General features: G+C 61.4%; 12 protein-coding genes. 9 read left to right on the top strand and 3 right to left on the bottom strand.

The window, feature by feature from the left end; all coding sequences use genetic code 11:
- The first annotated feature begins 177 nt into the window (after positions 1-177).
- From AB5202_RS01325 to AB5202_RS01300, 6 genes are all read left to right on the top strand, one after another.
- Positions 178-4,617 (top strand): acyl-CoA dehydratase activase, encoded by a 4,440-nt coding sequence (locus AB5202_RS01325; RefSeq protein WP_368143992.1) that lies wholly within the window; start codon positions 178-180, stop codon positions 4,615-4,617.
- Entirely contained in the window at positions 4,601-5,290 is a 690-nt protein-coding gene (locus AB5202_RS01320; RefSeq protein ID WP_368143994.1) for a TetR/AcrR family transcriptional regulator, read from the top strand. The genes AB5202_RS01325 and AB5202_RS01320 overlap by 17 nt, the downstream gene beginning before the upstream one ends.
- 192 nt (positions 5,291-5,482) lie before the next feature.
- Positions 5,483-8,125, top strand: a complete 2,643-nt coding sequence (locus tag AB5202_RS01315; protein ID WP_368143995.1) for an ATP-dependent Clp protease ATP-binding subunit — start codon at positions 5,483-5,485, stop codon at positions 8,123-8,125.
- Positions 8,126-8,249: 124 nt separating this feature from the next.
- Positions 8,250-8,618: a type II toxin-antitoxin system RelB/DinJ family antitoxin gene (locus AB5202_RS01310; RefSeq protein WP_368143996.1), complete on the top strand. Its 369-nt coding sequence runs from the start codon at positions 8,250-8,252 to the stop codon at positions 8,616-8,618.
- Positions 8,615-9,142 (top strand): PIN domain-containing protein, encoded by a 528-nt coding sequence (locus tag AB5202_RS01305; protein WP_117745784.1) that lies wholly within the window; start codon positions 8,615-8,617, stop codon positions 9,140-9,142. The genes AB5202_RS01310 and AB5202_RS01305 overlap by 4 nt, the downstream gene beginning before the upstream one ends.
- Before the next feature lie 148 nt (positions 9,143-9,290).
- Positions 9,291-10,748 (top strand): aminoacyl-histidine dipeptidase, encoded by a 1,458-nt coding sequence (locus tag AB5202_RS01300; protein ID WP_368143997.1) that lies wholly within the window; start codon positions 9,291-9,293, stop codon positions 10,746-10,748.
- A 126-nt stretch (positions 10,749-10,874) separates the two neighbouring features.
- Here the strand turns inward: AB5202_RS01300 and AB5202_RS01295 are convergent, their stop codons facing one another.
- From AB5202_RS01295 to AB5202_RS01285, 3 genes are all read right to left on the bottom strand, one after another.
- Positions 10,875-12,179 (bottom strand): type II toxin-antitoxin system HipA family toxin, encoded by a 1,305-nt coding sequence (locus AB5202_RS01295; protein ID WP_368143998.1) that lies wholly within the window; start codon positions 12,177-12,179, stop codon positions 10,875-10,877.
- Positions 12,180-12,182: 3 nt separating this feature from the next.
- Complete coding sequence (locus AB5202_RS01290) at positions 12,183-12,653, bottom strand: helix-turn-helix domain-containing protein (RefSeq protein ID WP_324249527.1); 471 nt, start codon at positions 12,651-12,653, stop codon at positions 12,183-12,185.
- 127 nt (positions 12,654-12,780) lie between these two features.
- Complete coding sequence (locus AB5202_RS01285) at positions 12,781-13,359, bottom strand: manganese efflux pump MntP (RefSeq protein ID WP_368143999.1); 579 nt, start codon at positions 13,357-13,359, stop codon at positions 12,781-12,783.
- A gap of 248 nt (positions 13,360-13,607) precedes the next feature.
- On the opposite strand from AB5202_RS01285, the gene disA reads away from it, so the two are divergent.
- Genes disA through ispF form a run of 3 tightly spaced genes read left to right on the top strand, consistent with a single transcriptional unit; the run spans position 13,608 to position 15,860 of the window.
- A complete protein-coding gene (disA, locus tag AB5202_RS01280) occupies positions 13,608-14,648 on the top strand; it encodes a DNA integrity scanning diadenylate cyclase DisA (protein ID WP_006234973.1) in 1,041 nt (346 codons plus the stop codon).
- Positions 14,648-15,376: a 2-C-methyl-D-erythritol 4-phosphate cytidylyltransferase gene (gene ispD, locus AB5202_RS01275; protein WP_368144000.1), complete on the top strand. Its 729-nt coding sequence runs from the start codon at positions 14,648-14,650 to the stop codon at positions 15,374-15,376. The genes disA and ispD overlap by 1 nt, the downstream gene beginning before the upstream one ends.
- Positions 15,366-15,860 carry a 2-C-methyl-D-erythritol 2,4-cyclodiphosphate synthase gene (gene ispF, locus AB5202_RS01270; protein WP_006234975.1) on the top strand — a complete coding sequence of 165 codons (495 nt, stop codon included), beginning with the start codon at positions 15,366-15,368 and terminating at the stop codon, positions 15,858-15,860. Before ispD ends, ispF begins: the two co-directional genes overlap by 11 nt.
- Positions 15,861-15,862: the final 2 nt, after the last annotated feature.

The raw sequence follows: 15,862 nt of genomic DNA, 5'->3' as shown, positions 1-15,862 counted from the left end.
GAGGGCCCGTGCTGCTCCGTTGCCCGACGTGCTAGCGCGCAGACAATCTGTTGGTGCATTCGGCGGCTGCTGAAGCGTTTCGGCAGCCGCTTTTTATACGGAGTTTAAATACAACAGTCTGTTGTATTACGTAGAGTGGTATATCTCTAGCAGGAAAAATGCGAGAGACGGAGCATTATGGCGTTGCTAGTAGGACTGGACGTAGGGTCGACGACGACCAAAGTTTACGCGATGCACGAGGATATGACCGAGGCGTGGTGGGGATATCGCCGCCACGGGGCGTGTCAGACAGCGAGCGTGCGCGCCATGCTCGGCGAGCTCGCCGAGCGCTTTCCCCATGAGTCGCTGCGCGTTGCGGTGACCGGCTCGGGTGCGCGCGATATCGCGACCGCGCTGGGCGCCTCGTACGTTCAGGAGGTGGTCGCCAACGCGCTCGCGATCAGCAGGTTCTATCCGCAGACGCGCTGCGCCATCGAGCTGGGCGGCCAAGACGCCAAGATGATCTTCTTCCGCACCAACGATAAGGGAGACATCGAGGTTGCCGACATGCGCATGAACGGCTCGTGCGCAGGCGGTACCGGTGCATTTATCGACGAGATGGCAAAGCTCATGGGGGTCGGCACCGAATCGGGCGAGTTCGAGCAGCTCGCAAGCCGGGGAACGACCGTCCACGAGGTCTCGGGCCGCTGCGGCGTGTACGCAAAGACCGATATCCAGCCGCTGCTCAACGAGGGCATTCCTACCACCGACCTGGCGCTTTCGGCGCTTCACGCGGTCGCCCGCCAAACGATCGGCGGTCTGGCCCAGGGTATCGACATCGAGCCGCCGGTAATCTTCGAGGGCGGTGCGCTCGCCTACAACCCCACACTGGTCCGCGTGTTCCGGGAGCAACTGAATCTATCGGACGATCAGGTTATCGTCCCGCGCGATCCGCAGATCATGGTCGCGCGCGGTGCCGCCCTGTCGCTGACCGACATGTTCGCATCGTCCCAACCGATCGACCTTCCCGACGCTTTTGTCCGGCTGGATAAGCTCGAGACGGTCGCGCCCGCAAGCGGGGAGGGACGTCTTGCCCAGCCCTTTTTTGCCACACCTGCCGAGCAGGCGGATTTTACGGCACGCCATGGCAAAGAGACGCCGGCAAAGGGTCCGGATGCGTATGCGCCCGGAGAGACGGTGCGTGTGGCGCTCGGTATCGATTCGGGGAGCACGACGACCAAGTTCGCCCTGGTCGATGAGGCGGGTGAGCTTGTCGATTCGTTCTACGCGTCTAATAACGGCAGACCGCTCGACGTCGCCCAACAGGGTCTTGTCAGCTTGAAGAACCGCTGGGAGACAGCGGGAGTCACGCTTGCGATCGATGCCGTGGGCACCACGGGATACGGCGAGGAGCTTTTCGCGCGCGCGTTCCACGCCGACTACCATACGGTCGAGACGGTCGCGCACGCCCGCGCCGCGTGCGCATGCGTTCCCGATGCGACCTTCGTGCTCGACATCGGCGGACAGGATATGAAGGCCATCTGGCTCAACCACGGCGTGCTGACCGATATCGTCGTCAACGAGGCGTGCTCTGCGGGCTGCGGCTCGTTCCTCGAGGGTTTTGCCAAAAACCTCGGAATAGCCGTTGAGGATATCGCGACCGAGGCATTTTCGTCCAAAGCCCCCGCCGTTCTCGGCAGCCGCTGCACGGTGTTCATGAACAGCAGCGTCGTTTCCGAGCAGCGGCGCGGTAAGGGTCCGGGCGACATCATGGCCGGTCTCTGCCGTTCGATTATCGAGAACGTGTTCACCAAGGTCATTCGCGTTTCAAATCTCAACCGTCTGGGCGACAAAGTCGTCGTCCAGGGCGGCACGTTCCGAAACGACGCGGTGCTGCGCGCATTCGAGCAGTATCTGGGCAAACCCGTCACGCGTGCGCCCCACCCGGGGCTGATGGGCGCTATCGGTATCGCCCTGCTCGCGCGCGAGGAATGCCGCAAGGGCGACGCCGGCACGTCGTTTATCGGGCTCGATGCCGTGGAGCGCTTCGAGCATCGCGAGTTCGGCGGCGTTACCTGCCGTCGGTGCAACAACCGCTGCCAGCGCGCGGTCGTGGCATTTGGCGACGGCTCGCTTTACGTCACGGGCAATCGCTGCCCGCGCGGCGGCGCCATCTCATGGGATGAGCTCGTGCGCGAGGTTCCCGCGGCGGAGGAGCTGCGTCCGCAGGGTGCTTGCGAGGCACAGGCACCCGGCACGGGGCGCGACCGGACCGCGGCTGCCCCCAATCTCTTTGTCGACCGCGAGAAGCTGCTGTTCGAGTCGTACCCCACGGTTCCCGTCTGCGGGGGGCGCGATGTCACGATCGGCATTCCCCGTGTGCTCGAGTTCTGGGACACCATGCCGTTCTGGTCGACGTTCTTCAGCACGCTCGGCTTTAAGGTGCGCGTCTCGGGACGCAGCACCAAGGCGATGTACGAGCGCGGTCTGGCGCACGTCACATCCGACACCGTGTGCTTCCCGGCCAAGCTCGTCCACGGGCACATCCGCAATCTCGTCGACGCCGGCGTCGACCGCATCTTCATGCCCATCATCACGACGGTGCCCACCGAAAACACCGCCTCTACCAGCGAGTGGATGTGCGCCGTCGTAAAGGGATACCCCTACGTGATGCGCAATTCCGATAACCCGGAGGAGCGTTTCGGCGTTCCGTTCGATACGCCGCTGTTCCACTGGTACGACGAGGGCGACCGAAACCGCCAGCTCAAGGCGTGGTGCAAGGAGACCTTCGATATCGATGCCGACCTGGTTGCCAAGGCGACCGAGCAGGCGGACCGCGCGCAGGAGACGTTTGAGAACCAGCTGCAGCTGCGCGGCAGGCAGGTGCTCGAGAACGTGCGCGAGGACGGCGGCTACGCGGTGGTGATCGCTTCGCGCCCGTACCACAACGACCCGCTGGTCAACCACGGGCTGCCCAAGCTCTTCTCTGAGCGCGGCATCCCCGTGCTGACGCCCGATGCGGTGCCGGGGGTCTGCAACGTCGATCTTTCCAACAGCCGCATCGACATCGTGAACAACTACCATGCGCGCATGCTGTCGTGCGCGGTCATCGTCGCATCGACGCCCGAGCTCGAGCTCGTGCAGATGGGCAGCTTCGGCTGCGGCCACGATGCGTATCTCACCGACGAGATCGCGCGCATGATGGGCGAGATGGGCTCCAAGGTTCCGATGATGATCAAGCTCGATGAGAGCGACGTCGCCGGTCCCATGGGCATTCGCGTGCGTTCGTTTATCGAGTCGGTCAACCGTCGTCGCGCGGAGGAGCGTGCCGAGGGCGCCCGGGTGCACGCGGTCCATCCGCTCGACGACCCGTATAAGGTCAAGTACACCAAGCGCGACCGGCACGACAAGATCGCGCTGGTCCCCAACACCTCCCATGCGTTCTGCAGGCTCATGACCGCGGCGATGCGCAATCAGGGCGTGCGCGCCGAGGCCCTTGATATCGGGCGCGAGGATGCCATCCGCCTGGGCAAACGCTATGTGCACAACGACATCTGCTTCCCCGCGCAAATCGTGATCGGCGAGGCGCTCGCGGCACTCGAGAGCGGTAAGTACGACCCGCACGACGTCGCCGTGGTGACTGGCAAGTATATCGGCGACTGCCGCCTGACGCACTACATGCCCCTGCTGCGCCGCGCGCTCGACGACGCGGGATACGACTATGTCCCGGTGCTCACCAACGACGACGTCGATGCCCACAATGCGCATCCGGGCTTCAAGCTCGGCCTTGGCCCGAGCATCCAGATCGCCTACGGTCTTCCCATGATCGATGCCCTCGAGGCCATGCTTAGGCGCATCCGTCCCTACGAGCTCGAGAAGGGCGCGGCGGACGCTGCGTTCGACCGCGCGCTCGATGAGGTTATCGAGGGCATGGAGCGCTCCGGGCTGAGAGGCCAGGCGACGGGCTTCAAACGCGCGCTTGCGATCATGGACGCCGTTCCGTACGACCGCTCGAACCCGCATCCGACCGTTCTCATCGTGGGCGAGTACCTGCTCAATTTCCATCTCGGCGCCAACCACGAGATCGAGCGCTACCTCGAGGACAACGGGCTCGAGGTTATCGAGGCGCGCATGACCGACGTGATCCGCAAAACCTATTTCTACAAGCATGCGCAGTCGCGCGAGTTCCACGTCGACCTGTCGCTGCCCGAAAAGGCCTGGTACGCCACGGCGGACAACCTGTTCGAGCTCGCGCACGACCGTTGCGACCGCCTGGGCGCGGCGAGCCCGCTCTACGAGCCGCCGACGCGCATGCCCGAGCTCGTGCGCGCGAGCGATAAGATCCTGCACCATACGTTCGATGCGGGCGAGGGCGTGCTGATTCCGGCGGAGATCCTCGAGCACGCCAAGCGCGGCTGCCGCAACTTCGTGATCCTGCAGCCGTTCGGGTGTCTGCCCAACCATGTCGTGGGGCGCGGGCTCATCCATGCGCTCAAGGAGCAGTATCCCACGGCGCAGTTCCTGCCGCTCGACTACGATCCCGACGTGAGCTTCGCCAACGTGGAGAACCGTCTTCAGATGCTCATCATGAACGCCAAGGCGCAGGGGTGCGGTGAGGCGCATGGCGAGACCGCGTAAGGACGCCGATGCGCCCGATGCACGCACCCGTATCATCGAGGCGTTTTGGGAGCTCATCGAGAACAACAGCATCTTCGAGCTGTCGGTTGGCGAGGTGACCCGCGCCGCCCAGTGCAATCGCGGAACGTTTTACTACTATTTTCACGATTTCGATGAACTCGTCGCCATCGCCATAGCCCAGCTGCTGCAGGATAACGAGCTCATCACCGATGCCCTCTGGCATTTTTCGAGCGAGGGCGACCTTTCGGCGTTCGACCGGCGCGACGTCCGCTGCCTGCTGCGGCGCATCGTCATCACCATGAGGGCGGGTGCCGCCGAGCAGGTCGTGCAGGGCATCCATATGATCATCATCGACCGCGTGAGAGAGATCGTCCACCCCGACGGAGAAGAGCTCAAGGCAGATTCGAGCTTTGCGGTGGGCTTTCTGGTCTCGGGCATCATGGGCTTTGTGATGGCGGTCGGCTTTGCCCGGGAGGGCGGCGAGGAGATAGACCTCGAGCAGCCGGGGGACAGCGCGTGCGCGTACCTGAGGGCGGTTGCCATGCAGACGGTGGAAACGGTCGCGCAAGTCGAGGGCGTCGATACATCCGAGCTGCTCGAACGCGTCTCCAAGGAGGCCGATGCCTATCGCGCATCGCGTGCGACGAGTCCCGACGTGGTGAAAGACGCCTAGGGTTTCTCTTGCGGGGCGCCTGTCGCGCATCGCGCGGTGAGTCCCGCGATGCGGTCATAACTTGCATTCATGTGAGCCGGGTTTATAGATATTCCTCCAGCTGTTAACATAGACAACCTGTGGGTAAAGAGACAAAAGCGCCGCCGACGGGCGGGCGTTTTGATTTCGATGAACTCATGTAAGGAAACGAGCATGTTAGATAGATTTACCGATCGAGCGCGCAAGGTCATGTCGATGGCCAAACAGGAGGCGCTCGATCTGCACTCAAATAAGGTGGGCACCGAGCACCTGCTGCTCGCACTCGCCAAGGAGGACGAGGGCATCGCTGCCGAGGCGCTGCGCTCGCTTGATATCTCCTACGACGACATCATGGACACCCTCAAGGAGGTCCAGACCACGGTTCCCGAGCCCAGCGAGGAGACCGAGGCTGCCAAGCTTGCCTTTACGCCGCTCGTCATCAGCGTGATGGAGCGCTCCTTCCGCGTGGCACGTGAGAACAACCAGACCTACGTGTCGACCGAGCACTTGCTGATTGGCATCGTCGAAGAGGGTAACGGCATGGCCATGGACATCCTCATGCGCCTGGGTGTGTCGTCCGCCTCCATCAAAAAGGCTATCGAGAAACTTACCGCCAAGGACCAGGACAAGAAGCGTCCGCTCGCCGGCGCCGGTGCCGGGCGTCCCGGTGCGGGCCTGCCGTTCTTTAGCGGCTCGGACGCGTCGCAGCAAAAGGGGAGCGGCACCGATACGCTCAAGCAGTTCGCCACCAACCTCACGCAAAAGGCGCGCGATGGCGAGCTCGACCCTGTAATTGGTCGCGAAAAGGAAGTCCAGCGTATGATGGAAATTCTTTCGCGCCGCACCAAGAACAACCCGCTCATTCTGGGCGACCCCGGCGTGGGCAAGACGGCCATCGTCGAGGGCCTGGCTCAGCAGATTGCAGCCGGCAACGTGCCCGAGAACCTCATGAACCAGAATATCTGGACGCTCGACCTGCCGGGTCTTGTCGCGGGCGCCAAGTATCGCGGTGAGTTTGAGGAGCGCCTCAAGAACGTGATCCAGGAGGCCACCGAGGCTGACGACGTCATCCTGTTTATTGACGAGATGCACACCATCATCGGTGCCGGCTCTGCCGAGGGCTCCATCGACGCGAGCTCCATGCTCAAGCCCGTTCTCGCACGCGGTGCTTTCCAGATCATCGGTGCCACCACGGCCGAGGAGTTCCGCAAGTACCTCACCAAGGACCCGGCCTTCGAGCGTCGCTTCCAGACCATCGATGTCGAGGAGCCGAGCGTCGAGGACACGGTCAAGATCCTGACTGCGCTCAAGCCGCGCTACGAGGAGCACCACCATGTGCGCTATACGCAGGGTGCTATCGAGGCCGCCGCGAACCTCTCCAACCGCTACATCCAGGATCGCTTCCTGCCCGATAAGGCCATCGACCTCATTGACGAGGCCGGCGCCCGCGCCCGCATCGCCGCCAACCGCGCGCCCGAGCCGGTGCGCGAGGCCGAGCATCGCATAGAGGAGCTCAAGGCCGCCGCGCAGGAGGCCACCGAGAGCGACGACATGAACAAGGCCGCCGAGATCACCGAGCAGCAGAAGGCCGCCGAGATTGAGCTCGCCGAGGCCAAGGCCGCCTGGACCGCCGAGCTCGACGCCAGCCCGCTCACCATCGACGTCGCCCAGATTGCCGACATCGTGTCCGTGACCTCTGGCGTGCCGGTTTCCTCGCTCACCGAGAGCGAGAGCCGGCGCCTGCTGCAGACCGAAAGCGTGCTCAAGACCCGCATCATCGGCCAGGACGAGGCTGTCGAGGCCGTCGCCAAGGCCGTGCGCCGCAGCCGCTCGCCGCTCAAGGATCCGCGTCGCCCCGGCGGCAGCTTTATCTTCCTGGGTCCCACCGGCACGGGCAAGACCGAGCTCGCCAAGACGCTCGCCGAGTACCTCTTTGGCAGCAAGGACGCGCTCATCAGCTTCGACATGTCCGAGTTCGGTAGCGAGTTTGAGGTCTCCAAGCTCATCGGTAGCCCTCCGGGTTACGTGGGCCACGACGAGGGCGGTCAGCTTACCAAGGCCGTTCGTCGTCACCCGTACTCGGTCGTGCTGTTCGACGAGATCGAGAAGGCGCACCCCGACATCTTCAATATCCTGCTGCAGGTGTTGGAGGAGGGCCGTCTGACCGATAGCCAGGGCAAGACGGTCGACTTCCGCAATACCGTGATTATCATGACGTCCAACGTGGGCGCCCGCGAGATCGCGCAGGATGCGAGCGTCGGTTTTGGCACCACCGGTGAGCAGGGCCTTACCTCGAGTGAGATCCGCGGCCGCGCGATGGGCGAACTTAAGCGCCTGTTCCGCCCCGAGCTGCTCAACCGTATCGACGACATCGTGGTGTTCCAGAAGCTTTCGGGCGAGAACCTGACCAAGATCGCGCACCTGCTGGTGGACGACCTGCGCCAGCGCCTGATCGCAAACGGCATGAACATCAAGCTCACCGATGCGGCCTATGACAAGATCGTGGCCGAGGGCACCGACCTCACCAACGGTGCGCGTCCGCTGCGCCGTGCTATTCAAAAGCTCATCGAGGACCCGCTGTCCGAGGAGCTCCTGGCCGGCGAGTGGGGCGAGGGCGATACCGTCCTGTGCGACGTGGCCGATGGCAAGTTTGTCTTTAGCCACGGCACGGGCGAGATCCCGGCACCGCGTCCGGCGGGCACGCTCGGTGGCGATACCGCCCCGGCGGCACCGCACACCGGCAACGCCGCGCCCGTGAGCGGCGGCGTGACCTCGGGCCCCGGCGGCATGATGCAAGCCGGTTCCGGCGCGCTGTAGGGATTAAACATACCTTGTATAACGGGGGCGTTTCCGATAAGGAGGCGCCCCCGTTTCTATTGAAATGTGCTTCAATCTGCCGTGCTATACTGAAATTGAGATTCAGTATAGCAAAGGAGTTGATATGCCTACATCAATACTCGACACGCGGCCAGTTCAGATGAACGTGCGTATAGATCGCCAGCTCAAAGAGGCAGGAGACGCCGTACTGACTCATATTGGCATGACGCCGTCACAAGCTGTGAGGGAGCTGTGGCAGTACTTGACCGAGAACGGTCATATGCCCGTCGCAAAAAAGAATGATGACGAAGTCCTGCCTGACGACATACGATCGAAGGCGAGATCGTCCCGCGTCTCGGAAGGGGCTGCGTTAATTTCGAATTTTTATGAGCGGTTCTCGATTCAGAGGCCGAGCCCCGATGAAGCCTTTGATTACGACGAGTTATACGATCAAATGATGAGCGAGAGATTCAGCGATTGGATCGAATTATGAGCGGCGTCGGAACGAAACGTGTGCTCAAGCTGTTGATCGACACGAACGTCTGGCTAGATTACTTTCTCGCTCGTACGAATGCGACCAGGCCGATAGTCGAGCTCCTTTCTCGCGCGGCGGAAGCGGAGGATATCGTCCTCTTCTCGTCCTCCCTGTCTGTCAAAGACGTCTATTACATTCTGGGAAGGACGATGAAGGCCGACGCCCGCCGTGAGGGGGCTCTCACTCCCGAAGCCATCGCCGGTGCCGACGAGACAGCGTGGGCGTGTGTTCGCCTGATTCGGCAAAAGTCGATTATTGCCTCGGTCGGTGCAGACGAGGTCTTCGACTCCTTTGTGTTCAAGTATCATCACAACGACTTTGAGGACGACCTGATGCTGGGCGTCGCCAATCGCATTGATGCCGATTACGTCGTGACAGAAGACAAAAATCTCATTAAACATACCAATGGTGTATGCATTAATGTTCAACAGGCGTTGAAGTTGGTTGAAGGGTCCAACGTCCCTTCGGCACGGCCCGTCTAACCTGCTTTATCTTGATAAAGTGGCGTTTCCTCGCCGTTAGCCGATGATGCGAGGGCGCTCGGCGTTTTCGACTGGTTTATGCACGTAAAGTCTGGGAATATACAAGGCGCATGTCTTACTGTCTAACCAGTTGCGCCAAGGAGGCACCATGGACTACAAGATTACCGGCTACGAGCCCGCCCAGCTGTTCCATTTCTTTGAGGAGGTCAGCGCGATCCCCCGTGGGTCTGGCAACGAGAAGGGCATCAGCGATTTCCTGGTTGCGTTTGCCAAGGAGCGCGGCCTCGATGTGTACCAGGACGAGGTCTACAACGTTATCATTCGCAAGCCCGCATCTGCCGGTGCCGAGAATGCCCCGACCGTGATGCTGCAGGGCCATATCGATATGGTGTGCGACAAGCTGGGTTCCGTCGAGCACGACTTTACGACCGATGGTATCGATCTGGTCGTCAAGGACGGCGTCCTCACCGCTAACGGCACCACTCTGGGCGCCGACAACGGTATCGCCGTCGCGCTTATGCTTACCGTGCTCAACGACGATTCGATTGCCCATCCGGCCCTCGAGTGCGTATTCACCACCGACGAGGAGACTGGCCTGGTCGGCGCCGAGACGCTCGACAAGTCCCAGATTAGCGCCCGCACCATGATTAACCTCGACTCTGAGGAAGAGGGCGTTGCCACCGTTAGCTGCGCCGGCGGCGTTGTCGTTACCTACACCTGCCCGATCGCGCGCGAGCACAAGACCGGTAGCACCCTCACGCTCGACATCTCCGGCCTGCTGGGCGGCCACTCCGGCAGCGATATCCACCTGGAGCGCGGCAACGGCAACCTCATCATGGCCCGCATCATCGACCGCCTGATGGTTGCCGGCGAGCCCGCCATCGTTAGCTTTAACGGCGGCACCAAGGACAACGCCATCAACCGTGAGTGCAAGGCTGTTCTGGTCTACGCCGACCACGCTGCCGCCGAGGCCGCGGCCGAGATCGCAAGGGGCATCATCGCCGACGTCACCGCCGAGCTCGAGGTCTTCGACCCCGGCTTTACCTGCACGGTTGAGATTGCCGACAACACTGAGGTCGAGGCCATGGACCAGAAGTCCGCGCTTGCCCTCATCCGCGCCCTGCGTCTTGCCCCTAACGGCGTGATTCGCCGCAACGTCGCCACTGACGGCTCCGTCGAGGTTTCCTCCAACATCGGCGTGGTTGCCACCTCTGACGACCAGGTCAAGATTATGCTGTCCCCGCGCTCCTCGATCACCTCGCTGCAGAACGAGTTCAAGGACCGCCTGCAGACGCTGGCCGATGTCTTGGGCTTCGACGCCAAGTTTGAGTTCGAGTATCCCGGTTGGAGCTATGCCGAGCATTCGCCGGTCCGCGACATCTTTGTCGAGAGCTATCGCGAGCTCTTTGGCTCCGAGCTGCGCATCGAGTCCATTCACGCCGGCCTTGAGTGCGGCCTGTTTGCCGAGGCCCTGCACGGCCTGGACGCCATCGCCGTGGGCCCGACGCTCTCCGATGTCCACACCCCGGACGAGAGCATGGAGCTCGCTTCTGCCGAGCGCTTCTACGAGCTGCTCATCGACGTCCTCAAGCGCCTCGCTGCGTAAAGGTTGCGCTAGCAGCAGTCCGAGCCACGTGCTAGCGGATTGCAAATGACATTATGAGAGGGGGCACCCGAGCTTTTGCGATGGGTGCCCCCTCTCTTCTTTCGGGAAATGGGAATTTGCCGCCACCTAGCCCATATCCGCCTTGATGAGGTCGAGGGTGCGCTGGCAGTTTTCACGGACGGGGCCGAGCATATGCTCGCGCAGGTCCGCCATGCCGGGCAGGTCGGCGTATTCGTCCATGACCTCTTCCATGCAAACGGGTACCTCGTAGGCGAGGTCCATCATGGTCGCAAAGCAAAACTTCTCGGATAGCCCGGCATCGGTGAGCGCCGCCTCCAGCGCGGGACCGCCCATACCGTGGTATCGACGGATAGCGCCTGGACCGATGCGCCCCACACGATTTTCGCCGCCAACGCTCATGGCAAGGCGCGCTTTTCGCCGCATGCGTTCGTATGCCAGCCCCGATGCAACGTCATACATACGGGCCATCATAGCTGTGTCGCCGTTTCCAAGAAGCAGGGAATAGTTCTTCGCATGCGCGTCCGGTGCGCCGATGATGGCGTTAAAGAAGAGAATCTGCGTAAACAGATACAGGTTAAGTTGATGATGACTCGTATTGACGAGGAGTTCCTGAATATCGCGTGCGGTCGGGCCGCCGTCTGCTGTGTACTTTTGAGCGGGCATCACTCCAAGGGCCTGACAGAGGTCTTCTTGATGTAGACGCATGATTGTTCCGTCTTTGACTTTCACGCGGTCATATCGCTCAACAATGAGGGCGGGTTCGTCCTCAAATAAGCGATACTCAACGTTCGCCGTTGCGATACCCGCGCGCTGGGCGCTTTTCATGCAGACGAACTCATTAAGAGCCTCGAGTTTAAATCCGATAACACCATTTTTGAAAATATGCGTCGTGGGCGAGGAGCCTAGGCATTCGCACCAGCGACTGTCTATGAGCGCGAGTGCGAACTTGCCCTGGTTGCCTCCAAGTGACCAACTTTCATCTAAGCCCATCCACGATGTCTCGCGGTCATCCTTGATCGACTTGAGGCGCAAGGCAATCTCGTGGTCGTCTATAGGGCGATATTCGCCAGCGCGATGCAGGACGGCGTCGGCCTCTTCTTCGGCACAAAACTGCACTCCGCCCGGACAGTCGAGTCCGATATGGCTGAGCAACGCAACGGGATTGTTGGGCCTAACGTCGAATTCGGTGGCAATCGCTTTTCGTTGGTCCTCGCTGTCGGGTAGGAGGCCAAACAGGTACGGATTCATGACCTGTTGTCCGTATGTGCGATTCGATACGGGTATGTTGGTCGATAGGGCTGGCCCGTCATAGTCATGATCGTAGGTAAAGCTGATAAGACCGTTCTCATCTTGCGTGAGCGTTCCCGCAGGTACGCCGCAAATAATGGTCCGAAGTGATGTTCTGGCCATTGGCTATTTCCCTTCGGGCTTGGTTTGGTTAGATACGTTTGCGGCAATCGAGACTCCGAGATTGGACATGGCGAAATCGGCGAAGACCTCGTCGTAGAGTGCGGATGTAAAGGGGGCATCTGCAAGAGCCGGAATGGGGGTACTACGACGGTTGCGATGATGAGGACGTTGAGTGTGATGGCGCCTGGGGATGCTGCGAGGCAGCGGATTGGCATGCGGGGCGTCGACTGGTCGCTCGTTTTTCGCTTCGCCGATATCCCCTTGAGCGGCGAGTGCCAGTCCAAGAGCATTGAAAATCGTCAGCAGCTTGTCGAGTCGAATGCCGGTGGCGTCTCCTAGCTCGAGCGATGCGAGCAGGCGCTCCGAAACACTGGCCGTTTTAGCGAGGGCGGCACGGGTGAGACCCTGAGCCTCGCGTGCCTGGCGCACGTAGATGCCAGCTTGGCGCGGTGTGGTGATGGGAAGGGTGTCCACGGCGATCTCCTAACGTGCAGACTTTTGCATATTAGTATGACATGCAAAAGTCTGCACGAAAAGGCATTATGCAAAATTCTGCATGAGGCCTTGTGCGGCGTTGAGTTTTGAGCGATTGTGTTTGGCGTTACAGCGCCAAAATCCCCAGATGCTCAAGCAAGATCTTAAGCCCGATGAGGATGAGCACGACGCCACCCACGATGGTGGCAGGCTTTTCGTAGCGCGCGCCAAAGGTGTGGCCGATCGCTACGCCGGCGACGGAGAAGATAAACGTTGTGATGCCGATAAGCGATACAGCGGGAACGATGTCAACCGAGAGCGCCGCAAACGAGATGCCCACGGCTAGGGCGTCGATTGAGGTGGCGATGGCGAGGATCAGGTACTCGCCCAGGTCGATTTTTTCGGCATCCTTGCCGTCGCCTTCATCCTCGTCCTCGGTAAAGGCCTCCCACAGCATTTTGCCGCCGATAAAGGCCAAAAGGATAAAGGCGATCCAATGGTCTACGGGTCCGATGATGCCCATGAATTGACTGCCGAGCGCCCATCCGATTACGGGCATGCCGGCCTGAAAGCCGCCAAAGAACAGGCCGAGCACGACGGCGACTTTAAGCTTGATCTTTTTCATGCCAAGGCCCTTGCAGATGGAAACGGCAAAGGCGTCCATCGAAAGGCCAACGGCGAGCAGCACGAGCTCTGCGAGTCCCATAGTCTGGCTCCCTCTCTGCGGGCGAGCCCGATTACGCGACTACTCCCTCATTAATATGAGACCCGATGCTACCACATGAGCAGTCAAGAGAGCCTCGTCCCAAATGAGCTGCCTAAGCTGTGTTCGCTCATTCTGTAAGCATCGGATTTCGCAAGCGCCGCAGGGACAAACCGTGAGAAACTATTTAGCGTTTATGGAGCGTATACGACGGGAGCGATGCCTTGGATAAGAACGAGTTGCAAAAGCGTATGGAACAGGCCATCCGCCTGACGGCACCTGGTCAGCCGATCCGCACCGCCCTCGACATGATCATCGCCGGTCACCTGGGCGCCCTTATCTGCGTCGGCGACACCGAAAACGTGCTCGCTGCCGGTAACGACGGCTTCCCGCTCAACATTTCGTTCACCTCGAACCGCCTGTTCGAGCTTTCCAAGATGGACGGCGCTATCGTTATCGATGGCGACCTCACCCAGATCCTGCGCGCCAACTTCCACCTCAATCCCGATCCCTCGCTCGCCACGAGTGAGACGGGCATGCGTCACCGCACCGCCGCTCGCATGTCGGTGCTCACCGATGCCATCGTGATCTCGGTCTCGGCCCGTCGTGCCGTCGTCAATGTGTACGTCCACGGCAAGAGCTACGAGATCCAGCCCGTCACCACCATCATGAGCTCGGTCAACCAGCTCGTAGCCACGCTCCAGACCACCCGTCAGTCGCTCGATCGCTCCTTGCTGCGCCTGACGGCCCTCGAGCTCGACGACTACGTCACGCTCGCCGACATTACCGGTATTTTCTCGAGCTTCGAGATCATGCAGCAGGCAAAGACCGAGCTTAAGGATTGCATCGTCAAGCTGGGCAACCAGGGCAAGCTCGTGCAGATGCAGCTCGAGCAGCTCGCCGGCTCCAGCATGGATACCGAGTATGACCTGATGATTCGCGACTACGCGAGTGATTCCTCCGAGGCAAACGCCGAGAAGATCCGCGCAGAGCTTGCCCGTATGACGCCCAAGGACCTGTCCGACCCACAGCATGTGGCGGCGGTTCTGGGTTACGACGACCTGGACGAGGACTCCGTCATGACGCCGCTGGGCCTGCGCACGCTTTCGCGCGTGTCCGTCGTGCGCGACGGCGTGGCCGAGAAGATCGTCGACGAGTATGGCTCGCTGCAGGAGCTCATGGACGACATCAGCGAGGATCCGGAGCGCCTGGGCGACTTTGGCGTTAACAACCCTGCCATTCTTGCGGACTCCCTGTACCGCATGAAGGGCACCAAACAGGGGAACGCATAATGGCGCCCGTATGCGCCGTGGTCGTTGCCGGCGGCAGCGGCCAGCGCTTTGGAAATCCCGGCGGCAAGCAGCTCGTTAACGTGGCGGGCCGTCCGCTCATGAGCTGGTCCATCCGCGCGTTCGATCGGAGCGACAAGGTCGGCCACATCGTCGTGGTTTGCCCTGCCGAGCGCCGTGCCGAGATGCGCCGCCTGGCCATCGACCCGTTTGACTATGACACGCCCATCAGCTTTGCCGATGCCGGCGATACCCGTCAGGATTCCACCCGTGCCGGCGTGCATGCGGTTCCGGCGGGTTTCGAATATGTCGCCATTCACGACGGCGCTCGTCCGCTCATTACCACCGAGGCCATCGATCACGCTATCGACGTGCTTGTGGGCGACCGCTCGCTCGACGGTGTCGTGTGCGGTCAGCCCGCGATCGACACGCTCAAAATCGTCGACGGCGATAATATCGTCGAGACGCCGCCGCGCGAGCTCTATTGGGCCGCGCAGACGCCGCAGATCTTTAGCGTCGACGCCATGAGGCGCGCTCACGCCGCTGCTATCGCCGAGGGCTTTATCGGTACCGATGATTCATCGCTGGTCGAGCGCATGGGCGGGCGCGTCCGCTGTGTCCAGAGCCCGCGCGATAACCTTAAGGTGACGGTGCCCGAGGATTTGCGTCCCGTAACCGCGATTCTGCTCGGTCGCATGGCCGAGGGAGAGGACCTTCCCCATGTTCAGTAACCTGCGCATTGGCCACGGCTACGACGTCCACCGTTTGGTGGAGGGGCGTCGATGTATCATCGGCGGGGTCGACATTCCCTACGAGCGCGGCCTGCTGGGCCACTCGGATGCAGATGTGCTCGCGCATGCCTTGGCCGACGCCATTCTGGGCGCCTGCCGCGGGGGAGACATCGGTAAGCTATTCCCCGACACCGATCCTGCCTATGAGGGCGCCGACTCGATGGTGCTGCTTGCCCGCGTGATGGACTATGCGCGCGAGCTGGGCTTTGAGTTTGTCGATGCCGATTGCACCATTGCCTGTCAGCAACCCAAGATCACCCCGCACCGCGATGCCATGCGCGCCAACCTTGCCCATGCCCTGGGCGTTGACGTCGAAAACGTGGGCGTCGCCGCCACCACGACCGAAAAGCTCGGTTGGGAAGGCCAGGGCGAGGGAATCGGTGCCTGGGCCGTCTGCCTGCTACAGAAAACCGTTAAGGAGTAACG

It is taken from the genome of Collinsella aerofaciens (assembly GCF_040915545.1).
GTDB lineage: Bacteria > Actinomycetota > Coriobacteriia > Coriobacteriales > Coriobacteriaceae > Collinsella > Collinsella aerofaciens_BE.
Note: the sequence above shows the minus strand (reverse complement) of the source record. Positions and strands in the feature narration are given on the sequence as shown.